The organism is Lacihabitans soyangensis (assembly GCF_024343775.1).
GTDB lineage: Bacteria > Bacteroidota > Bacteroidia > Cytophagales > Spirosomataceae > Leadbetterella > Leadbetterella soyangensis.
This window is the reverse complement of the sequence record NZ_RJUF01000185.1, coordinates 22,232-45,850: the sequence shown is the minus strand read 5'-3', so window position 1 is coordinate 45,850 and position 23,619 is coordinate 22,232. Positions and strand designations below refer to the sequence as shown.

General features: G+C 38.8%; 16 protein-coding genes. 4 read left to right on the top strand and 12 right to left on the bottom strand.

Going from position 1 to position 23,619, the window contains the following annotated elements; translation table 11 throughout:
• The first annotated feature begins 119 nt into the window (after window positions 1–119).
• Window positions 120–2,270 (top strand): hypothetical protein, encoded by a 2,151-nt coding sequence (locus EGI31_RS21825; protein ID WP_255039313.1) that lies wholly within the window; start codon window positions 120–122, stop codon window positions 2,268–2,270.
• Window positions 2,271–2,462: 192 nt separating this feature from the next.
• On the opposite strand, the gene EGI31_RS21820 is transcribed toward EGI31_RS21825, so the two are convergent.
• From EGI31_RS21820 to EGI31_RS21795, 6 genes are all read right to left on the bottom strand, one after another.
• The gene (locus EGI31_RS21820; protein ID WP_255039312.1) at window positions 2,463–3,884 is read right to left on the bottom strand and encodes a CotH kinase family protein; all 1,422 of its coding nucleotides are present in this window, start codon (window positions 3,882–3,884) and stop codon (window positions 2,463–2,465) included.
• Window positions 3,885–3,975: 91 nt separating this feature from the next.
• The gene (locus EGI31_RS21815) at window positions 3,976–5,418 is read right to left on the bottom strand and encodes a family 43 glycosylhydrolase (protein ID WP_255039311.1); all 1,443 of its coding nucleotides are present in this window, start codon (window positions 5,416–5,418) and stop codon (window positions 3,976–3,978) included.
• Between the two features lie 95 nt (window positions 5,419–5,513).
• Window positions 5,514–6,266, bottom strand: coding sequence for an acetylxylan esterase (locus EGI31_RS21810; protein ID WP_255039310.1), 753 nt, complete (start codon window positions 6,264–6,266; stop codon window positions 5,514–5,516).
• Between the two features lie 194 nt (window positions 6,267–6,460).
• Window positions 6,461–7,912 carry a family 43 glycosylhydrolase gene (locus EGI31_RS21805; protein WP_255039309.1) on the bottom strand — a complete coding sequence of 484 codons (1,452 nt, stop codon included), beginning with the start codon at window positions 7,910–7,912 and terminating at the stop codon, window positions 6,461–6,463.
• A 49-nt stretch (window positions 7,913–7,961) separates the two neighbouring features.
• Window positions 7,962–8,696, bottom strand: coding sequence for an acetylxylan esterase (locus tag EGI31_RS21800; RefSeq protein WP_255039308.1), 735 nt, complete (start codon window positions 8,694–8,696; stop codon window positions 7,962–7,964).
• 145 nt (window positions 8,697–8,841) lie between these two features.
• A complete protein-coding gene (locus tag EGI31_RS21795) occupies window positions 8,842–9,057 on the bottom strand; it encodes a hypothetical protein (RefSeq protein WP_255039307.1) in 216 nt (71 codons plus the stop codon).
• Between the two features lie 14 nt (window positions 9,058–9,071).
• On the opposite strand from EGI31_RS21795, the gene EGI31_RS21790 reads away from it, so the two are divergent.
• Entirely contained in the window at window positions 9,072–10,829 is a 1,758-nt protein-coding gene (locus tag EGI31_RS21790; protein ID WP_255039306.1) for a DUF885 domain-containing protein, read from the top strand.
• Window positions 10,830–10,941: 112 nt separating this feature from the next.
• On the opposite strand, the gene EGI31_RS21785 is transcribed toward EGI31_RS21790, so the two are convergent.
• Window positions 10,942–11,922, bottom strand: coding sequence for a WD40/YVTN/BNR-like repeat-containing protein (locus EGI31_RS21785; RefSeq protein ID WP_255039305.1), 981 nt, complete (start codon window positions 11,920–11,922; stop codon window positions 10,942–10,944).
• Between the two features lie 380 nt (window positions 11,923–12,302).
• On the opposite strand from EGI31_RS21785, the gene EGI31_RS21780 reads away from it, so the two are divergent.
• Both EGI31_RS21780 and EGI31_RS21775 read left to right on the top strand, forming a co-directional pair.
• Window positions 12,303–13,376: a serine hydrolase domain-containing protein gene (locus EGI31_RS21780; RefSeq protein WP_255039304.1), complete on the top strand. Its 1,074-nt coding sequence runs from the start codon at window positions 12,303–12,305 to the stop codon at window positions 13,374–13,376.
• A gap of 147 nt (window positions 13,377–13,523) precedes the next feature.
• Complete coding sequence (locus EGI31_RS21775; RefSeq protein WP_255039303.1) at window positions 13,524–15,770, top strand: fused MFS/spermidine synthase; 2,247 nt, start codon at window positions 13,524–13,526, stop codon at window positions 15,768–15,770.
• Window positions 15,771–16,120: 350 nt separating this feature from the next.
• On the opposite strand, the gene EGI31_RS21770 is transcribed toward EGI31_RS21775, so the two are convergent.
• The 5 genes from EGI31_RS21770 to EGI31_RS21750 all read right to left on the bottom strand — a co-directional run bounded on the left by EGI31_RS21770 (window position 16,121) and on the right by EGI31_RS21750 (window position 23,416).
• Window positions 16,121–16,876: a DUF2490 domain-containing protein gene (locus EGI31_RS21770; RefSeq protein ID WP_255039302.1), complete on the bottom strand. Its 756-nt coding sequence runs from the start codon at window positions 16,874–16,876 to the stop codon at window positions 16,121–16,123.
• A 76-nt stretch (window positions 16,877–16,952) separates the two neighbouring features.
• Window positions 16,953–18,542: a SulP family inorganic anion transporter gene (locus EGI31_RS21765; RefSeq protein ID WP_255039301.1), complete on the bottom strand. Its 1,590-nt coding sequence runs from the start codon at window positions 18,540–18,542 to the stop codon at window positions 16,953–16,955.
• Window positions 18,543–18,574: 32 nt separating this feature from the next.
• A complete protein-coding gene (locus EGI31_RS21760) occupies window positions 18,575–20,443 on the bottom strand; it encodes a proton-conducting transporter transmembrane domain-containing protein (protein WP_255039300.1) in 1,869 nt (622 codons plus the stop codon).
• Window position 20,444: 1 nt separating this feature from the next.
• Window positions 20,445–22,949 carry a YbcC family protein gene (locus EGI31_RS21755; protein WP_255039299.1) on the bottom strand — a complete coding sequence of 835 codons (2,505 nt, stop codon included), beginning with the start codon at window positions 22,947–22,949 and terminating at the stop codon, window positions 20,445–20,447.
• An 80-nt stretch (window positions 22,950–23,029) separates the two neighbouring features.
• Complete coding sequence (locus tag EGI31_RS21750) at window positions 23,030–23,416, bottom strand: hypothetical protein (protein ID WP_255039298.1); 387 nt, start codon at window positions 23,414–23,416, stop codon at window positions 23,030–23,032.
• Window positions 23,417–23,619: the final 203 nt, after the last annotated feature.

The following is a 23,619-nucleotide window of genomic DNA, read 5'->3' as shown; positions in this document are numbered from 1 at the left end:
TGTTAGTTGATAATTTCGTACAAAACTCTGCTTTAGACTTCAAATTTTAACATTAACTTTGGATAAAGTTGTTTTGTCTTCTCAATATTCAACCCCAAACAAATTAACAATAAAAGTCTATGAAAAAACTTTGTTTCATATTCCTATTCTTTGCATTTCATGGTATAGGTTTCTCGCAATCAGTTAAATTCATTTCTTCATTAGATGCTTCAAAAACAGCCTATTCTATGCATATGCTCGAAAAAACGCTGAGTAAGAAAGGGTATGCGATGAAAAATTCTACATCAAAATTTACGATTACTTTAAAAATAGATGCCAGTAAATATGAACCTGAATCTTTTGGTATTTTAACCGACAAAACCACCATTAGCATTGTTGGAGGAGATACACGTGGCTTGATATATGGCTCGCTGGCTGTATGCGAAAATATAAGAAACGGTGTTGGTTTAGATAAAATCAAGGCTTTTGAAGAAAAATCAAAATATCCCTACCGTACAATAAAGTTCGATTTACCCTACGATACCTACCGCCATAGCTATGCTTTAGATTTGCATCAGGAGACCTGCAAAGACATCAAATATTGGGAGGCGTTTTTGGACATGATGGCTGAAAATCGCTTTAATATCTTAAGCCTTTGGAACTTACACCCCTATGTGTATATGATTCGTGCCAAAAACTTTCCCGAAGCTTCGCCTTTTTCTGATGCCGAAATGAAAGAATGGCAAACGCTTTTTCATGGTATTTTACGAATGGCCAAAGAGCGTGAAATAGAAACTTATTTAGTGCCTTTCAACATTTTTGTGAGTCCAGAATTTTCAAAAGCCCATAATGTGGCGATGGATAATTTGGAACACCACCACTTTGTAAAAGGCGATACTTCAATCATCATCAAACGTTACACCCGTGAAAGTGTAGCCCAAGTTTTACAAGAATATCCCGAACTTACAGGATTTGGTCTGACCTTGGGCGAAGGTATGGGCGGAATGACGCCGCAGCAACGTGAAGACTGGATGAAAGAAACCATCATTGAGGGTATGAGACTATCGGGCAGAAAGTGCAAATTGATTCACCGCATACCGTTTTCGAGCAATGTAGGTTCACTTGGGCCTACGAGCATAGAAACCGAGCGATTAACAAGAAGGGCCATCGACGAAGAAGGGACGATGGATTTTATTGAAAAACCAATTTGGGCGGATTTCAAATACAATTGGTCGCATGGACATTCTACGCCTACGCTTGTGAAAGTACACGGAGGAAAGCTTTTTGATACCTATTTTGTACCCAAACCACAAACTTACAAAGTTACTTGGACGGCTCGGAATGAAGATTTTTTCTGCCTAAGGTGGGGAGTTCCTGATTTCATTAGAAGCCATATCAAAGAAAATAGCCAAGAATATGTCGGAGGCTATACCATTGGTTCGGAAACCTATATTCCTGCTAAAGATTATTTTACGAAATCTGATATCAAAGTTGATTGGAAATACGCCTTCGAGCGTCAGTGGTTATTTTATAAATTGTGGGGCAGATTGCTTTACAATCCTAACACACCCGATGCGGTATTTCAAGCCGAATTTACTCGTAGATATGGAAAAGATGGACAAAACTTGCTTACTGCCAGTTCGTTGGCAGGAAAAACACCGCTAAGATTGGCTTCGTCTTTTGATTTTACTTGGGATTTTAGTTTGTACAGCGAAGGCTTTTTGTCATTAAAAGATAAAACAGTTAGTTACATTGATATTATCCGACAAATCGAACAACCTGTTACCGAGCCCAGTTTTGTTTCGATTGCGGATTATGTGAAAATAAAAACCACCGGTGGAAGTTTTGAAACAGGGAAAGTCACGCCACCCATTTTGGCCGAAATGTTGGAAAATGATTGCAGAAAAGCATTGGAATTGGTAAAAAATATCAATACCAAAAATAACAACAACCTCATGTATGAAGTGGCAGATATTCGCTCATGGGCGTATTTGGGCTTGTATTATGCCGAAAAAATTAAAGGTGGTATTGCCCTACAAACCTACCGAACCAATGGCGATTTGCATCATAAACAGCAAGCAATCAAGTATTTGGAAGGAGCTTTGAAGTATTGGGATGAAGTAATAGCAATCACTAAACCTATCTATAATGATATGCCCTTGGTACATTTTACCGAACAAGCAGGAAATACCAAAGAACAGAACGAAGCCCTGCGTTTTCATTGGCACATTTTACGCCCAGTCGTGGCCAACGACATCGAAATTGCAAAGAAAACGGTATTTGAAAAGTGATTTTCGGACTGCAAAATAGATCTAAAGTACCATCGCAATAAATAGTTTGTCCACACCTTTTTTGAATGTGTGGTTTTACCTTGTTAAAATCCCCAACGACCCATGGCTGCCAGCATGCCAAGTTACGGTGCAAAGGCTATGGTTTGATTGATGAATTACATATATTCTTGAAAATTAAGCTATTTTCCTAGTTTACGGCTGTGTTCGGGCAAATCTAACTTGACTTTTCAATGTATTTACCGCTGAGTTCCATGTGGCTTCGGAAGTGGCTCGTTTGTTAAATTCGTTTGTGATGCCTGTATTATAAAAAACGTCAGCTTCTTTAATGAATGGCTCTATTTGCTTTGCCCATATATCCATTTGTTTGATAGTCTTTTCGTCAGATAATATATTTTGTTGCAAATGTTTTCTTAAATCAGAATATTCAGTTTTGAAGCTCATCCATGCTGCTGTAAGTTTATCGCAAGCGGCCGAACGCTGTTTAAAGGTTGGATTTCCTAAATTTATCAAACCACAATTATTCGATATTTCTCCCCATTTGTCAGCAATTGGTACAATATTATTGGCATTTCTGATCACGTGTTCAAAAGCTCCATCTAAATCCCAAGGTATTAGGTGCATTTTTCTGTTTTTTTTGTCTTCAAACCAATAATAATTGTGATTGTAGCACGAAGCCAAGTCATTGCAATACCAGTGAAATGGCCCATCGTCGTGGCGAATTAATCTGTCAACCACCGAGTATGAAATGATCTGATTAACATCCATATATTTTCTAACAGAATCCATTGGATTTTTGGCATTTGAAGCAGCAAAAGCACCACCAAATTCTTTGATAAAACTCACATCAGGCTTATCCTCATTGGTTTTTAGAGCATCGATCAATGCCTTACTGGTTTGTACTTCACCATTCGGTTTGAGCGGCCACACCTCCTTGTAAATATCCCCTTTTCCGTTTTTATAAAAATATTCGGCAAAACGATTGTCGATTTCTTCTGTTAAACCAAAAAGCCCCCAAAGTTGTCCATTGACCACCACTCTTGCATGTACTGAACGCGGAGCAGGTACGCCCATCTGGGCAAAAAGCCAATAACCCAAACGCTCCCGAAGCTGCGATTTGTCATAGTTTTGGCTATGAAATTGTAGTTTATTCAAATCATAAAAACGTTCTTTTCGGTCTTGCCAATTCACTTTTATTTGCATACTGAGCTTTACACAAGTTTTGTAACCCGAAGGCTTCGACCAATCTGTACCCGACAAACAATTCAAATAAGCCCCAACCGAACCTTTGTAACGAATACCGACAGGACTAATGGTGTCGCCTTCGAAAACCAAAGCCGCTTCTACATACTCTTCCCGAGTAGGGTCAGCGTTTAGTTTTGATAAATCGGCTTCTCTTAATATGAGCTGATAAGTTTTTACTTCCTCTTGGTTGAAAACATAATCAGAGTTTTTTGCCAGATACTTTTCAGTACCTTTCGGGGTGATTTTCGGTACCACATCTTTTAAAAGTGGTATTGGTGAACTATCCTCCAGTTTTTCTTTCGAGCAAGAAATAATGATGAATAGCCCTAAAAATGATAGGAAGAGGATTTTGAGTGGGTTTAAAGATTTCATGGCAAAAACAGCATTGCTACCGAATTAATTTTAAGTCAAAAATGATATATGATGTGTAGATGCAAGTATTAGTTTGCGTCTCCCAACAGATCTATGGATTCCTAAAATTCCATTTAGAATTATCGCTTTTGAAATCAAATTTACCCAAGGTTGGTGTACTATCACCCGATGAGATCAAAGCAAGCTTTTCGTTAGAATTAGGTACTGCTTTGGGCATGATTCTGTAAGTTCCGTCAGTTAATTGGTCTATTCTCCACAATTGTTCAGGCGAGCCAGTGAATTCTGGTAACGTTATAACTTCCGCATTAGCTGTGGCAGTTAAGGCTCGGTTTGTTCCGGTCAAAACAATTTTATAGTATGGCCCACCCAAATATCCTGTCGAATCTGGAGCATCAGTAATGGTCCATTTTTGGTGTGGTCGAGACATATAATCGCCAATTCTTAGATTTATATTGCCTGAAGGCCAGTTTTTTGCCACATCTTCTAATTTGAGTGCAGGCACAGGCTTAATCGGTTCAGTATTAGGTTGATTAAAACCTCTTGGAGCATTGGGCATTCTGCTAAAATCCACCGCTAGTTCTAATGCGTACCCTCTTCTTACTGATTCAATTTCAAATGTGCCTTCTTTGAATTTTTCTCCCGCAACAGGCCATCCATCTTTCCAAACTACTGGCAATATTCCTAAAACACTGCGTCCGCCTTGCTCCAAATCAGCTTCGTAGTGAATAGACATTTTTTCAACGCCTTTTTCAAGAATAATATGTCCGAAATGCCCAGGGCCTATCAAATCGCCTCTGGTGGCCGCTACCATTTTTCCTCCACCTTCGAGCATACCTCTGCCTACATTGTCCATATATGGGCCAGTTATTTTTTTCGAACGTCCCACCACCACATTATAGGTTGAATTGGCACCATCGCAACAGCTTCCATGCGTGGCAAGTAAATAATACCAGCCATCGCGATAAACTAAAGTGCTTGCTTCACAGACTATTGCAACATCTACGGGTTTATTTCCTTTTTTTAAACCTCCCGTTATTGGGTCTAATTCAATCAGCCGGGTGTAGCCAAAGTAAGTGCCGTAAGTCAACCAAAGGCGACCATTGGTGGGATCTATCATAACACCCGGGTCTATGGCGTCGCATTCCTCATACCCGTCTGATGTAGCCACCACAATAGGTTCCGAATATTTAAAATCGGGAGATTTTGGATCGAGTGTTTTGTTCCACATGGTCAGAATTGCCCCTTTGTGGTTGGGAGAACCTCCTGTGGCTCCATAAATTACCAGATAGCGGTCACCAATTTTAATCACGTCTGGTGCAGCTCCACCGCCAGGTCTTACGCCGCCACCGTGCCATGTCCAGCCATCATTAGATATTAGTCCGCCGCCACCTGTGCCAAATGTATAATACTTGCCTTCGCATTCGGCAACTGTTGATGGGTCATGAATGAAAGGACGGCCGATTTGTGCCATTGAGAATTGTACTATCGACAAAGCCAATGTGCTTATTATGAAGGTTATTTTATTTTTTTTCATATCGTTAGTTTTATGAAAATCAAGGGTTTTATGTTCGCTCATTTTGAAATAATACCTGTATTCTAGTATTTTTTTCAGAATAAAACGACGGTAATTTATTGGTAACTAATGGTAAAGTTTTTCACAGGTTCTCCTTTGTCATCTATAAAACGAACTCCGAAATTGGCCATGCCAGGCCCGTTAATCACAGCCCCACGTATGATGTTTTTACCTTTTTTAAGAGTGATTCGCGGAGATGTGACGTTATCAGCTATCATGTCTCTGTCGCCCGAAAGAATCATTGTTTCTTGACCATTTAACCACCACATGCTTCCTGAGTTACAGCCAGCAGACATTCTTACATTTTCAATATCTTCGGTACAATTGATCACCGTAACCAGCCAAACCAGTATTCCATATTTAGGTTTGTTGAGGGCGTAGGTAAAATGATATAAATTAAAATTGAAAGTCTTACTGTCCAATGCATACCATTTTAGGTCTTGATCACCAATTTTAACGGATTCACCATCTTTGGGAATCATGTTGTAATCATTAGAGAAATTATCAGCCGAGAAAGTCGTTTTTAGAAAATTGTCGGTGATAATATTGTTTCGAGCAATGTTTTTCTTAACGGGCTCGAGAACAAGCCAACGCTGGATAAATCCCTTGGCATCAGTTTTTTTTGGTTCTGAAGATGCCTGAGTGAAATGCTTGGTAAGTGTGTGCGTGGTATCTCCTTTAATGGGAATAGGAGGGAGGGAAGGTCTTGGGCCCGGTCCTTGTGCAAAAACTGCACTACTGCTTATTTTTAACCATGATAAAAGGGCAAAAATAAAAACCCGCATTACAGATGGGTGTTTTCTGTTCATCGTCGATTTTTTTAAGGTTGAAATTATGATTTCTAATGATAGTTGTGCAGTTCTGCCTAGATAAACATTCAGAAGTTTCGGCCTCAAGAATTGGCTTCTCAAGACCGAAACATATAAAATTACGAAAATAATGTTACTCTGTTTAACCCTATGGATTTTAGAATAAATATTGATTTCTATTTATAACCAATGAATTATTGATTCTTGAAATTCCATTTAGAATTATCGCTATTAAAATCAAATTTTCCCAAAGTTGGCGTACTATCGCCTGAAGAAATCAAGGCTAATTTTTCGTTAGAATTGGGTATTAATTTTGGCATGATGCGGTATGTACCGTCAATCAGTTGGTCAATTCTCCACAACTGTTCTGCTGCCCCTGTAAACTTCGGCACTGTGATCAATTCGGCATCTGCAGTTGCTGCCAAAGCACGTTCTGTACCCGCAATCACAATTTTATAATATGGTCCACCCGGATTCCCGCCTCCATCAGGTACCGCTGAAATTGTCCATTTTTGATGGGGTCTTGCTATGTAATCGCCAGCTCTTACCCCAATTTCTCCTTTTGGCCAGGTATCTATTACATCTTTAAGCTCTTGCGAGGCCACCTTAACAATCGGTTCGTTGGGATCGCGAGGTCCACGAAAACCACCAGGCATGCGGGTAAAATCTACAATTAATTCTAGGCCATAACCACGTCGTTCTGACTCTATTTGGTAAGTTCCTTCTCTGAAAAGCTCACCACCTACAGGCCAGCCGTTTTTCCATAGCAATGGGCGAATGGCTAAAACACTACGACCGCTCATATCTAAATCCGCTTCATAGTGAAACGACATTTTCTCTACACCCTCGTCAATTTTCCAATGACCAAAATGACCTGCACCATTTACTCTGCCGCCGCCAGATCCCATGACCATTTTGCCACCACCCTTTAGCATGTCACGTCCCATGTTATCTAAGTAAGGACCAGTTACTTTTTTAGAACGACCAACAACGATATTGTAGGTTGAATTGGCTCCATCGCAGCAAGTACCGTGCGTACCCAGGAGATAATACCACCCATCACGATACAACAAGGCCGTTGCTTCGCAGTCTATGGCAATGTTTATTTCCTTGTTTCCCTCGACACGTTTACCGGTTTTGGGGTCGAGTTCCACTAAGCGAATAAATCCAAAGTAAGTGCCGTAAGAAAGCCATAATCTGCCATCGGTGGGGTCAAGCAATAAACCCGGGTCTATGGCATCGCAGTCTTCGTTTCCATCCGAGGAGGCCACCACTATGGCTTCTGTATATTTAAAGTCAGGCGATTTTGGATCTAAGGTTTTATTCCACATTGTCAAAATTTTACCGTTGTGGCCACCATTCAAGCCGCCACCCGTTGCACCGTAGGCAATCAAATAGCGGTCGCCAATTTTCAAGGCATCGGGTGCAGCCCCACCACCTGGTCTTTCACCGCCAGGGTTCCATGTCCAGCCATCTTCTGATACCAAACCACCGCCACGAGTACCAAAAGTGTAGTATTTACCATCTGATTCCATTATGGTAGAGGGGTCATGAATAAATGGTTTCCCGATTTGAGCATTTACCTCGGCAGATAAACACCCTATGGCGAGGGCTAATTTGCCAATATTTTTTATATTCAATTTCATATTTAATTAATTTTTTAAATCAAGTTTTTGAGTTTTAAGAAATAATTTCTCACTCGCAAGTAATAGAAAGGTCTTTGATAGGTTGGCCGTTTTCGTCTAAGAATCTAACACAGAAATCGCTCATACCCGGACCATTAATAATTGCTCCTCGTAAAATATTACGACCTTTATTGAGCGTTAAGCGATTAGAAACTACATCGTCCATAACCATTCGTCTATCGCCCGAAAGTAGTGCCGCTTCTTTGCCATTTAGCCACCACATCGAAGCTGAGTTTGAACCAACTGCTAAGCGTACATTTTTCATTTCACGAGGGCTATCAATTACTGTAACTCCCCAGAACAAAACACCGTAAACTTGTTTTCTGAGTCCATAGGCAAAACAGTAAAGTTTTACATTGAAATTGGTGCTTTCTAAAGCATGCCACGTAAGTTCTTGCTCTCCAGCTTTTACTTTTTCACCATCTGTAGGCATGATGGCAAACTGATTCGGAAAATACTCTTTCGTAAAATTTTCACGTAAATAGCTATCCGTAAAAACAGTATTGCCTCGATTGGGCTTATTGATAGGTTCCAAAAGCATCCAACGTTGTATAAAGCCATCATTATCAGGCGTTTTTACTTTGTTGGTGGCTTTTACAAAAAATGGAGCGATACTGCGGGTGGTATCGGATTTGGCAACGGTGCTATTGATTTTGGGCTTGGTGGAGTTACACCCTTGCAAGGCAGTGCCCAAAAGAGCAGCAACAGAAGTGGTAATTAACAACTGTTTGAGACTAATACTCATAGATTTGTTTTTATAATTTTTGAATAAATGAATTGAAATTTATGATGAAAAAATGTGACGGATTTAATAGAGCTGAAGCAAAGTTAATAGAATAAATTATAATAGTGTCAAATGAACACAATTTTTTTCTTTGAAGTATTTTATGTTAATTTTCGCCAACGAATAGTAGTAAAAAAAAACTTCTTTGTTCCGAGTTAGCACCTTTTAAATTTATGCCTATATCATGCATTTTGTATTTTAGTTTAGATGCTATACCTTGTTCGAGCAATAGATAATGATTGCTCAAGGTTGGATTGAAAGTTATTCTAAAAGTGTTTAGATTGCCTTTCTCCTTCCAGAATTTTTTAATCACGAAAATCATAAAAATAATATCTTATGAAAAAACTATCCCCATTTTTTATTCTGATTTGCTTTGTCAGTACTCAATTGATTGCCCAAATACCAAATAACAAGGCATTAAATGATTTTTTTGAGGCGAAGTTTGAGGAGCAAATTCAACTGAGTCCATTTAATGCCACCAATATTGGCGACAACCGATTCAACAACCAGCTGGCCATAGAGTTTACAGACAGTTATCGGGCCAAGTTGAAGCAAATAGCTTTGAAAAATAAGGCAGAATTGGCCAAGTATGACCGAAGTAAATTGAGTGAAAATGACCGATTGAGTTATGATATTTACAAATATCGCCTCGATATGGATATTGAAGGCTACGATTTAAAAACCAATAGAATACCATTTAACCAATTTTATTCTGTGCCGCTTACCGTTGCTCAATATGGTTCGGGCAGTGTAGTTCAGCCATTTAAAACTTATCTTGATTACCAAAATTGGATCGAGCGTGCTTCTCGATTACCAGCCTGGGCCGATAGTGCGATAGTTTATTTCAGAAAAGGAATGGCAGAAAACTACGTTTTACCCAAACTCTTAACCGAAAAAACCATCAAGCAAATGGAGAGCTTTGTGGTGGAAGACCCGAGCAAATCTGTTTTTTACGGACCCATCAAAAACCTACCCGCTGATTTTACTGAAGAACAGAAAACAGCAATGACCGCCGCCTACAAAGCCCTAATTATGGACAAATTGGTGCCGACTTATGCCAAACTTGCTGATTTTTTGAAAAACGAATATCTGCCCAAAACTCGTAGTAGCTCCGGTATAGGCTCTTTACCAGGTGGAAAGGAGATTTATGAGTACAACCTAAAGCAAATCACCACTACCAACAAAACGGCCAACGAAATATTCAGTACTGGCCTAGCAGAAGTGAAAAGAATACGCACTGAAATGGAGGCTGTTAAAAAATCGGTAAAGTTTGAAGGTAGCTTAGAAGCTTTTTTTGAATACATGCGGACAGATCCCAAGTTTTACCCATATAAAACTGCCGATGAAATATTGAACGCCTATCGGGAGATTGAGGCCAAAATAACGCCAACCCTCAATAAACTGTTTTTGTATAAGCCCAAAACTTCTTTTGAAGTAAGGCAAACGGAGGCTTTCAGGGCTGCCTCGGCTGCGGCTCAATACTATGCTGGCTTGAAAGATGGAAGTAGGCCGGGAATATTTTATGTGCCGATCATTGATCCCGCCAGCACGCCTGTTCGGGAGAGTTTATTTATTCATGAGGCCGTGCCGGGTCATCATTATCAAATTATGCTACAGCGAGAAAATGACGCCTTGCCACAGTTTAGGAGATATAGCAGTTTTACGGCCTACTCTGAGGGTTGGGGTTTGTATTCTGAAAGCCTAGGCAAGGAACTCGGACTTTACACCGATCCGTACCAGTATATGAAGGCTCTGGGCGACGAAATTCACAGGGCGATTAGATTGGTGGTTGACCCAGGTATGCATGCTAAAGGATGGACAAGAGAACAAGCCATAAAATATATGGTTGATAATGAGCCCATTACTGAGGCGGCCGCTACAGCCGAAATAGAAAGATATATGGCTATACCTGGCCAGGCTACTGCCTATAAAGTTGGTTCTATTAAATTGATACAGCTTAGGGCAAAGTACACCAAGCAATTGGGAAAGAAATTTAATATTGCCGATTTTCATAATCAATTGCTAAAAGACGGCGGATTGCCTTTGGCTGTTTTAGAAACGAAGTTGGACACTTGGGCTAAAGGTGTGAAATAATTATTTTCAGACAAATCTGAACATAAGCGGACTAAGTTGTCAAAGTTGTACGGCGAAAATTCCTGTCCATAGTCTGTTTTCAGGACTATGGACAGTATGCTTTTAAACCAATTCAACAACCTCCAGCTCTTGGAACGGCATAAATGGCTTTTCCTGAGACGTATAAATTAAAGACTTTGTCGTCAATGGCGGGTGAAATCAGTGTCCAAGACTTTCCTTTATCTGCGGACTTGTAAATTCCTTTGGGGTGGCCAATGAAAAGGTTATGGTCCACTTCCAAGATATTTGCTGTTAAATCGTGAGGAGGAAGTCCGGCATCAATGGCCTGCCAAGTTTTGCCGGTGTCGTAGCTGGTTCTTACTCTGCGTGTTTTTGACTGGGCATTATAGCTGATGGCTGCAAAACCTCCATTTATGATGGCCACATCAATCCCAACTCCCCCTTCATGGATAACGTTTTGCCACGTGGCTCCATCATCTGTTGACCGAACTATACCTTTTTGACTCGTAGCTACTAAGACACCTTTCGATTCCACAGCTTTAATAACCCAGCCTTCAAGCACGTTTTTCCAGTTTTTTCCATTATCGGTTGATCTGAATAGTCCACCATCAGTACCAATCAGAAAAGTATTTTTTTGTGTCTCAAATATGGTTCGAAGTGTACTTTTACCAAAATTGGTAAATACTGGACTCCAAATATGGGTTTTAGAATCAAATTTTGAAATTTTCCCTCCATAGGTAACTGCATACAGTCCTGACTTACACACCGACACATTGCCTAGTTTGTTTACAGCATATTCTTTTTTCCAGGAAGGTGCCATCACGTTGGCATTTCGATGGTACATTTCCTTTTCCGAGTAGAAATAAAGCCCATTATTATTCACAAAAAGTTCGGTATTTTCTAAGTTTGCCGGTAAGCCTGTACTGATATCTTGCCAAGTTTTTCCAGAATCTACCGACTGAAAAATCACATTTTTGGCCACATTGGATTTGGTATTTAGAAATATCGGATCCTCGCAGGTCAAATTCTTTCCTGTAAAGAGTAAAGCTAGTATTTGAAAAATAACTAGGAGACTTAGTTTTAGCGTGTTCATTGTAAAATTGGTTTCGTGAAATATGGAGGTAAAAGTACTTGTGTAAAGTATTCGACAATAATTTCTTTAGTAAAAATATGTAAATTGAATGTAAAAAGTTCTACTAAACATAATGTAAATTGGCAAGCAGAATGGCTAATGCTTATCTGTACGACAGATTATTAATGATTTCTCTTTTGAAATTTTTTAAATGTGTAAATCCGTGATCCAAAGGATCCGTGTCATCCGTGTTCTATTAAACGTATAACTAATAAAAAAGCCTAAGAACAACGTTCCGTACAATCCGTGTGCCGATAGAATCATAAGAAATTACGAAAGCTAACTAAACCTTTTGGCTGAATTTTTGTCGAAGAAATATCTGAAAGCCAAACAAATAGTTTATGAAAACTCAATTTCTTACTGCAATATTACTTTTTACGCTTTTTTCTTGCGAAAAACCAGATAATTCCACCGAGCCTACAACTCCCTCTGGCGAGATGTATTTCCCTTCTAATACAAGTAACAATTGGGAAACTACTTCCCCGGCGAGTTTGGGTTGGAATGAGGCCGCGGTGAAACCTTTGAAGGATTTTTTGGAAGAGAAAAATTCTAAGTCCTTCATGATTTTGGTAAATGGCCGTATCGTGATGGAGGAGTACTTTAATAGACATACTTCCAAGACTTCTTGGGCTTGGAATAGTGCAGGTAAAACCTTGGTTGCCGCAACAACTGGAATTGCTCAGCAGGAAGGACTGCTCAATATCAATGACATAGCATCGAAATATTTGGGTACTGGTTGGACAGTTGAGCCATTGGAGAAGGAAAATCTTATAACCTCCAGACACTTGCTCACCATGACTTCCGGTTTGGACGATGAAAAACAACTGGTCACGAAAGCCAATCTTACTTATGTGGCCGATGCTGGAAAACGCTGGGCTTATGGAAATGTTTTTCAGAAATTGATGGATGTGATAGCCACGGCAAGTAAACAAAATTTTGAGACCTATTTCAAAAATAAACTCAGTGACAAAATCGGTATGGATGGTTCATGGAATATGGGCTTGATTTTTAAAATTTACCATAGTGATACCCGAAGTATGGCAAGGTTCGGGCTTTTGGCCCTAAACGAAGGTAAATGGAAAGATGAACAGATTTTGAATGAAACATATTGGAAAGAGAGCACAAGTTCGTCACAAAGCTTAAATCCTTCTTATGGCTATTTGTGGTGGTTAAATGGTAAGTCAAATTTCATGGTGCCAAGTTCTCAAACGGTGTATCCTGGTATGCTTATTCCGAATGCCCCTTCTGATTTGTACGCTGCCATGGGTGCTGAGGATCAACGAATCTATGTGATTCCGAGCAAAAATATGGTGGTTGTACGAATGGGAGATGCCGCAGATAAAGCCAACCCAAGTTTTGCAGTTTCGGGTTTTGATAGATCCCTTTGGGAAAAAATAAATGCAGTCATAAAATAATGTTGCTTTTAAATGTCGATATCCCAATTATAGGCTAAATAGCAGGAACTACAATTATAATCTAATTAAAAAACAAAAAGAAAAACTTCAATTAAGAATATTATTCTCTATTTTGGTCTTTTGTAAGTAAGTATACAGAAAACCTATATGAATAATATTCCCAAAAGTAAAAGTTTTACATCCCTGTTTTTAATTTCAATTTATTTTTTCTCGGGCTTCGCGGCTCTCGTTTATCAGGTTATTTGGCAAAGGTGGCTAGCTTTTTTTACAGGTATAAGTTCGGTCAACATTAGTTTGATAGTCTCTGCATTTATGGCAGGTTTAGGAATTGGCTACTTGGTTGGTGGGTATCTTTCTGACCGCCTGAAACAAGGCAAACACATCTTGTATTTTTTCGCCGCTGAGGTGGGCATCGGCGTATTTGCTCTTTTTAGCAAAATCCTTTTCTATGATTGGATGTTTGTGGCCAATAGCAGCTTTCAGTTGGGTTCTATTTACTTGTACCTTACCTTATTTCTTTTGCTTTTAATACCAACATTTTTGATGGGTGTTTCGCTTCCTTTACTCTCGAAGGCTTTCAAAAACATCGGAAATCAAGGTAATTTCATAAGCCTTCTTTATTTTACCAATACCCTCGGGGCAGCAATAGGCACCATGGTTACTTCGTTTTACTTAATACCAAAAATGGGTTTTGAAAACGCCATTTATGTTGCTGCTGCTTTAAATTTCTTTTGTGGTTTGTCTGTTCTCATCTTTGGTTTGTATGGGAAGAGTACTGAAAATCAACAAGATGTGAACGAATTGCCTTCAAATAAGGTAATTGAAGAAGAACTAAATGTTCCTTTCAAATTTTGGTTGATTCAGTATTTTATATCTGGTTTTACGGCCATATCATTCGAGATTATCTGGTTTAGGATGATAGATGTCATGATGAAGTCTTATGCAGTGACTTTCTCCATAATTCTGACCATTTATTTGGGTTCGATGGCTATTGGAACCTGGTTGGGCGTTTTATACAATAAGAAATATAAAAGTGGTAAACTTAAAACTTTTCTCCGAGTTCAAACGGTTTTGTATACCTATGTGGCCTTGAGTATGGTTATTCTTTATCTTTCTATTGAAAATCTAGGCTTTCTTGAACCGCTCAGAGGTTTTTTTGAAGGCTATGATGAAATCCCGAGTTTTAAGCTAAGAATGACCACCATGTTTATCATTCCGGTGTTTTTGATGTCGGTACCCACCTTTATAATGGGTTTCAGTTTTAGTATTTCTCAGAACATCATCCAAAACGATTTTTCTTTGGTCGGGAAAAAGTTAGGTTCTCTACAGTTTATCAATATTGCCGGTTCTACCGCGGGGGCTTGGTTTGCTTCCTTGATAGGTTTCGAAATATTAGGCACCTCACTTACTCTTAAATTATTGATTCTTACAGGGTTTTTATATATAGGAATTCTTTGGTATAAAAGATTGATTAATTGGCTTTATCCTGTATTGTTGAGCCTTTTTTTATTGGTTTTGGTACTTTTAGTGCCAGGAAAGCAAGAATTTTGGAAAGTAGTTTCAGGTATGAGGGAAGAGTCTAAATTCATTTTCAGTGAGGATAAGACTGCCTTGTCTTCCATCAAAATTGGAGAAACGGAGTCGACGGTATTTATAAACGGTCTAGGGCAAAGTCATTTTCCAATGCGAACCGATTATTTCCATATCATGCTAGGTGCTGTTCCGGCCTTTGTTCATCCAAACCCTGAGCGAATTGGTATCATAGGACTAGGGTCAGCGGGTACACTTTATGGAGCTTCGGGAAGGACCAACACCAAACAGCTTGTTTGTTGGGAAGTCATAAAAAGCCAGCCTAATGTGCTTTATGAATATGTAAAACGAACAAAAGACAGTTCGGCATATTTAATTTTGAACGACAAAAGGCTGAACTTAAAGTTGGAGGATGGAAGAAAGGATATTCAGAGTTCTGAAATGTTGTATGATGTTCTGGAAGCCGATGCTCTCCGCCCTAGGTCATCTTTTGCAGGAAATCTGTATTCCGTAGAATATTTCAGTCTACTGAAGTCAAAACTAAAACCTAGGGGAATAGCGGTCACTTGGGCCCCGACTGAACGAATCAAACATAGTTTTGGTGCGGTTTTTCCGTATGTCTACGAAATTCAGGAATCGCTTTTTATCGGCTCGGAATCTCCCCTTAACTTTGATAGAGAAACCATTCTCAAAAGATTTGATGATCCTTTTACGTTAGATTTTTACAAAAGAGCTAATATCGATGCCAAGGTGATTATGAGTAATTTCTTGAACACTTTGAAAGTTGTTCAGAATGGTAAACTTCTTGATAATAAAGATGTTAATACAGATATGTGGCCCAAAGACGAATATCAGGTGAAGTAAAGCACGCTGATCAGTAAAGTTTAATTAAGCAATCAAGGTCTAGTAAGTACTACACCTAATTGTACTTTAAAAGAATTCGGACTAAGATATTCTACTAAAGCCAAGACATTCATTTTTAGGCTTGGGTAGGTTAAAATATTATTCTCAAGGTGCGGGGAAGAATTATCGATTTGAAAAATGATTCTAAGTTCTTTAAAAATCAGACGAATTTAAAATTAGCTAAAATTACCTCTAAAACTCATGCTTATATTTAAATTAGAGAACTTTCTAAGATTAAATAAGAGAGTTTTAGAGGTTTTTATCTTTTGAATTGAAGACTAACCAATTTCGCTGGTCTTCAAAATTTAAATTCAATGTTTACTAAAGTCCAGATTGGAAAGGTAAGAAATACGCAAGGTAGGATTACTTTCTTCTATGGTATCCGTAAAATTCCAGATTTGCTGCTGGATAAAACTCAGCTGTACCTGACTACTCTTGGATAATGTGTACCCCAAACCGGCAATAATTCTATTTTGATTGAACAAAGTAGCTCCGGCTTTTTTACCAATATTTATAAAGGCCTCATCACCTACAAATGCACTCAAGAGCGTTTTTTTGTCTTTTTTAACGATTGGGTAGGTAAGAAGAGGCATGTACCTTAGTCTATTACGATAAGCGTAATCAGTGATTTCTAATTCACCCGTGGTAGAATTTGTTGTTGCCAATCCCACCCAGCGATTTTCATCACGTAGGCGATTCGTAATTCTTAAATCTCCTATTTGGTGTGTAAAATTTGCCTGAATCCATATGTGATTTTCAGGAATGGGCCTTTTATTTAGAGCAGGATTGCCATAAACAAAAGTGTTGTAGTGAGTAAAGCCGACACTCCAAGCCAGATGCTTATTTGTTTGATATTCAATTGATGGTCTTATAAAGTATTGCTGTTTTTCGGAAAAGCCATTGGCATATCGCATGGTGGCTTCCAATGTAAAAAAGGTTTTTTTGGCTATTTTGTTTTTGCCAACATAATGCAGCCAAATATTGTTGTTTTGGCTTTTTTTTTGGGCAAAAGAATTGCTGAGTACAAGCCCTAGAAGGGCGGTAAAGATTACCGTTATTTTCTTCATTTTTGTTATGATTACACACCAATTCCGACCTCATCTTTTTTCAATATGAGGGCGAAATTAGTGTTTTTTTTGAGAATTATTTTTTAAATCGAGCTGCTAGGGCATGATTAGAAGCAGGCTGATGTTCTTCATGGCCTACTATAGACACAGTGCCGCCCTGTGCGGTATAATCATGCTCAAAATTATGAAGACTCTCCATCACGGAGTGGTCCACGAGTTTGGTGTTTTTGAGGTCAATGATAACTTTAAAACCTGGTGGAATGGCCTCCAGCTTGCTTTTAATGCCCAAAAAGTTTGAAAAAACAGCCGCTTTGTCTATTTCAACCAGATATTCATTGTCAGTAAAAGATACTACAACTGGAGCTTTAAAAAGAGCCAAAATTGGAGCACCATGATAAGTATGAATGATTAATTTCAAGATCATACCGGCTGCTATACCTACCAATAAGTCTTCAAATAAAGTAAAGAAAATCGTAACCAAAAAAATGGCCAGTTGCTCTTTGCCTATTTTGAAAGTATGAATAAATTCACGTGGATGGGCTAATTTAATACCTACAGTTATGAGCATAGCCGCTAGTGCTGTATTAGGTATCAACTCTATCAAGTGCGAGGCCAACAATACAAAGCTCAGAATAAAGAAGCCATGAAAGAAATTGGCCCAACGAGTTTTGGCCCCGTTATTTACATTTGACGAACTCCTTGCCACTTCTGAAATCATCGGTAAACCTCCCAAAATAGCTGAAATTGTGTTGCCTATACCCACGGCTATCAGGTCTTTGTTGGTATTTGATTTTCGCTTAAAAGGGTCTAACATGTCAATAGCTTTAACTGTCAAAAGCGACTCCAAAGTACCCACTAGGGCAAACATAATGACATATTTTATAAAAACTCCCGTTTGAGCAAATCCACCAAAATCAACATTTATTTTGATGTTTTCCAAAAGATTACCGATATGAACCAAGGCATAAGCGGGCTCTGTGGTTTGGAAATCAAGCATCAGCTCGGCTGGGATAGCAAACATTAAAACCATCAGAGGAGCTGGTATTTTTTTGATGGGACTGTCCAAAAGCGGCCAAATCATCATTATACTGAAACTCACCAAACCCACCAACGTTGCTTTAGGATCCATGTGCATTACAAAGTTAGGAATAGAGGCCAGCAATTCTAGCGGGTCTTTACCCTTGAGCAATGCAGGATTGATGTCCAACAATATGGGTATTTGCTTGGCAATAATGATGATACCAATGGCTGCTAACATTCCGTGGATGGCCGAAAGAGGAAAAAAGTCCGCCAATTTGCCCATTTTAAAAACACCAAACAATATCTGAATAACTCCAGAGACTACCATAGCTCCTAGAGCCAAATGCCAGCCCGTTTCTCCACCTCCAAACTCATTTACAGCTCCGGCGACGATTACTATCAAACCAGCTGCAGGACCTTTGATGGTCAATCTTGAACCCATAAAAAAGCTGACCACCAAACCACCTATAATGGCCGAAACCAAACCCATAATGGGTGGAAACTCTGAGGCTTTGGCTATACCCAAACTGAGCGGTAAAGCAAGTAAAAATACGATAAAACCCGATATTGCGTCGGTTGAGAAGTTCTCTTTAAGTCCAGCCAAGCCGTCTAAAGGAATTTTAAGTTTTTTATTTTCTGTATTCATTTTAATTATTTTTTATGCCTTTCGGCGATTATTTATGACGAACGATAAGCTACCTCGTGGTAGGTTTTGGTATGAGGCCCGAAAAACACCCGAGCGAATATTCTGATGATGGCCAGACCATCCATTATTAGACTCAAGGCAGTCAGAAGTGCCAGCAGAATTTGGTCCTCGTGAATGTGAGAGAAAATCAAATCTTCACCTACAAATGAGGGTGTGATGGGAAATCCACTCACTCCCAAACAGGCGATAAAAAATGCGAAGGCGATTCTTGGGTGCTCATAAACATGGCCATGAAAGCGGTCGAGGTCTATATTTCCCTCCAAGTTTTTTATTCTTTGCAAAGTAAAATAGCCCAAAAGACCCATAATCACAATGCCACCTAAATACAAGAAAACATGGCTCAGGCTAAAATGCTCGTTGAAAGAGATAGCCAGAGCTACCCAAGCGTGATTCAGTAAAATCAAAACCCAGGACATTCTTGCTCTAAATCTTTCAGTAAAGGCTTTTAAAACCATCAAAAGACCGAAAATTGAAAAAACTATCGGCAGAATATGAATGATTTTTTCAGAAAAGTTGGCCTGATAAAACCACAAAACAATTCCCAGTAAATACACAGGCACAAAGAAAGCAATGAGCTTATTCAGGCTTAAGAAATGTATCTTTTTGCCAAGTACTTTCATTGGATTCCATAGGTAACTGTACATAAAATTGTCGAGATTGAACTCTTTTAAACACAATATATACAGTGAGTTAGCAAGTTTTGTTGGGTATTTTGACTCTATGGATTTATCATCCGGTGAGTATCTGTAAAATTGCTCTCTGATAAGGTAAGTAACAACAGACGGCGAAACCAAAAGTTGATAAGTACGCAAAAAAGCATTTCCTGCAAAGTGAAAAAGAGCTAGGTTTTGTAAACCCAAGGCCACTTCTATGAATATTAGCCCTATTTGAGCAATAGATCCGTAAGCAATCTGGCTTTTTATAGAAGACTGTACCCTTCCAATTCCGGTAGCTACCACACTTGTTACTAATCCCATTACGCCTATGAAAATCCTCACAGAGGTTTGTTGTTCAATAAAGTGAAATGTACGAAGCAACAAAAACACCCCAATATGCACTGACAAAGAGCCATAAAAAATGGCACTTGATGGGGTAGGACCCTCCATGGCACGGGGCAACCAACTCGAAAATGGCAATTGAGCTGACTTTACAGCCGCGGCTAAAACAAGCATCATGGCTATAAAAACGCCAGTGGAAGAGTGACTCAGAAGATGTTCATGCACCAATTCAAAATTATTCAGTTTTTGAAAGGTGATGTTTTCATGCCACAGATGATGGCTCATCCACATTGCCAACAAGATACCCACGTCGCCGATTCTGTAAATGGAGAATACTTTTACCGCATTTTTAACTGGTAAATAACGGTTTCTGTAAAAGGCAATAAGTAGAAATGAACAAATACCCAAAATCTCCCAGCCAACAAATAGCGTTTCCAAATTACCCGACAAAACGGTAATGCTATAACCTGTATAAAAGAACAAAACCGTATTGAAAAACCTTTTATAGCCGGGTTCTCTATGCAAATAGTATCGGCTGAACCTCGTTACCAAAGAGACCAATATTCCTCCAACCAATAAGTAGGCGGCAGAGATTTTGTCAAAATAAAAGGACAAGAAGAAGCTATAACCCTCTGTTTGGTAAAGATCTCCTGTATTGAAATTAACAGATGGTCTTCCTTTGATAAGCCAAACGAAAGTATAAACAATGGCTAGAAATAACTGGATACCGATAGTTACAAAAGCAATCCACGACAAAAATCCCTCTTTGGTCTCTGGAACGATAAGGCTCAAAAAGAAACCAAATAGGGGGATTAGAATGAAAATCTGCAATACTAATTCCATATCAAGCTTCATATTTATAAATTTCCAAATTTTCCATACCACTCTCTACCAAGCTTCCTAAGTCTGTAATTTGCTCGATTTTAGTATCCTGAGGAGTATATTCCACCATTTCACCATTTTCGAAAATCGAAATTGAACAGTTTACAGGATCAATGGTAGCTATCAAAACCCAGCCGTTTTCTATCCATTGATAGGTAGCGGGATTTCTTTTTATTACATCCAACACTACTTCAGCCTTTTGCTCTATTACCATCAACAGTCTAATTGGGTCATGAACTTCTATCATTTGATTGGGAAGTCCAGGTCGCAAATCACCGTCAATTCCGTTGGCTACCCCGAAAAGCCCCATCACATTATGCGGTAGTTTGGAGCCAGCACCTAGTTTCTGATTATCTACTCTTGAGAAATAATACTCCAAGTTGATCCCACCACAAACCGGTACGGCAGCATTCAAAATACCCAATAGTCGATTTCCCTCTGGGTCAATTTTGGCATCATAAGAATTCAAGAAAGACCTTCGGTCTAGAAAAATACCTTTTGTAAGTTCACGTTTTCCGACAATACAAAGTGCATTGGTGGCATGATTGAGCTCAGGACGCGGCTCAAATAGCGAAACAGAGCGTTGAAGTATCTTTTTATGAATGTCATCAATAGACAAGTCTGTATTGATAGACTCAAACCTTCTTGACCTCTCTTTAGAGTTCCTTTTTGAGGCCTCTTCAAACTTGGTAAGGTTGTTTTTGTGTAAGGTTTGATGATTATGGTCAAGCGTATCTATGTCATAAAACATGATTTCGTCACGTGTTGTATCTCTCAATGCTCCCACAAACCGAGTTTCGTCAGGAATTATAATACCTCGCAATGCTAACTGGTCTCGAACCTCTGTTTTGTTAGCCATGGTTGAGAAAACACGAGCGTTCACAGATCCTGCACGACCCGAACACGCTCCGCAGTCATAAGCTGCATAGTGAGGATTATTGATACTGCTCGCTCCATGACCTACTACATAAATAAGTGGGGCAAAATCCTTCACCAAACCAATACTTTTTAAAACATTCTCCACCCTGTTCACCATTTCTTCAATCTTGAAACCTACTTGTAAGTCATTTTCAAATTCGCCTACATGCTCGATGGATAATTTTGAGCCACTGTCCATGTGTTTGAACGAATGGCTTACCATTGGGCCCATGGAAGGCTTGAAAATATTCAGAAAAAGTTTGAAAGCCGACCAAAATCCAAGCGTTTGGGCTATAAGCCAACCACTTATGAAATTGTGGCTGTGTTTTGAGAAATGGGCGTCTACTTCCATTTTTCTTTCCTTCCCCTCTTCTTTTATCAAAAACTTGGGAGTGACAGGTGCTGGACAGACTTTGGTATAAAATTTCCCTTCAATGGGTTTAAAGAAAAACTCAACACCAAAAAAACCAGGTGTGCCGAAAGTTTCGCATTTGGAATCTAAAACTTCAAGATATCTCCTGTATGAGCATTCCCGATCATCGATACAAAACATGGCCTGGAAACTTTTTTGGAACGCTTGTGGGGTCTGGTATTCTCTCTTGTTTTCCTGCAGACCATGTAAAACTGGTTCGTAATAAGTCCACTCAAATGCCTTTTGCCAAAGATTTAAAGTTTCAAAGTACTCTGTTTGAGGGACTTCTGAAAACAATGAAATAGGTTTATGGATAATACTTTTACCTATAGATTTCCACTTTTTGCCCATTCTTGATTCTATGGCATCCAGTTCTAAGAAACATTCTAGCTTAATTAGATCTAGAAGAGAGATATTTCTAGTTTCCAACAATGTTTCTGGGAGTGTCTCTATGACCGAAACCATTCCAGACCATCCTTGATGCGAAAATTGTTGGTCAAATATATATTGTTCGTAAAGACTTTCGTCTCCAACAAGCATTTCCAAAAGGCCTGAAAGCGAGAATTCCTTCGAGAGAAATAATTTTCGGATTCTATCGGTTTTAAATATCGAGAATAATCCGTTTTTCTCGAGTTCATATACAGATTCGAGAAAGCCTTTTTTCTCCAAGGGAAACCTCCAAATGGCTATGCCTTGGTCCAGGTAAGAACACAAAAGCCGAAACAAAATCGGCTGAACCATAGAGTCTAAATCGATTTGATAGACTTCTTTCCAATGGTTTCTAACAGCCCCTATTCTCGCCTCTGTGTCGTTGTCGAAGTTCTTGTTTTTGAGGTTTTCTAACCAAAATTCGAGATAGTTTTCTCCTTTATCTTTTATAATGGTTTGATAAATAGCACTTTCGGAAATTTTTCCTTCGGAGTAAAAAATCCGATATTCATCAAGAGATAAGGAAGTTTTATAACCGAAAATCGTCCTTGCGGTTCTCAATGCATCTGGGAAGGACAAGTGCTGAAACCCATGCAAGGTATTGTGATGCACAAAGTCCTTCAATGGGGCTTGTGCCGGTAAATAATGCTGTAATAGATGCAACAAATGTTGTTCATCAAATCCAGCCATATGATGGTTTGAATTCATATATCAAAATTTAAGAGTTTGTCTAACAGATAGTTAGCGTTTAATGTAGTCAGGCCATGAGGTCCTGTTTTACATTACTCTCAAATTCGAATATTTCTAAACAAATAAACAAGGGATAATTTCCGTGTGTACCGGTGCGATAAAGAAAAAGAAATTCGAACGGTGCGAACTTCGTTCCTACCTACGAAATTTAAGAAGTTTTGTTGAGCTAGAGGAATTAGATAGGAAAGGTCATGTTTTTCATCACCTGTTTCTTCCTCTATTTCTTCCACTTCGGCCACAGCCAAAATGAATTTATCTAGATGATGTTCCTCTTTGTTTTGGTTATAAGTTGGCGAATTTGAATCTTCTGAATCAGAAAAATAATTGGTAGCAAAGCCACTCAAAGTGCCAATTCCTAGCACAAAAAGTAACGATAAAACCAATATTTTCTTAAATCTTTCCAATCTTGCGTTCTTTTTCAGCATGTAAATGAAAATATTTTTTCAGGACAAAAAATATTTTTAACTTTTTTTTCATTCAAAAAATTAAAAATCAACAAAGAAATAGTAGAAAAGTAATATTTTTCGAGTTAAAGTCAATCACAATGTATAGTGAAATACTTAGGGCTGCTATTTTTTCAAAATTAATTATCATTCTTCCTTCTATTGTATAAACTAGTTTGGCATGG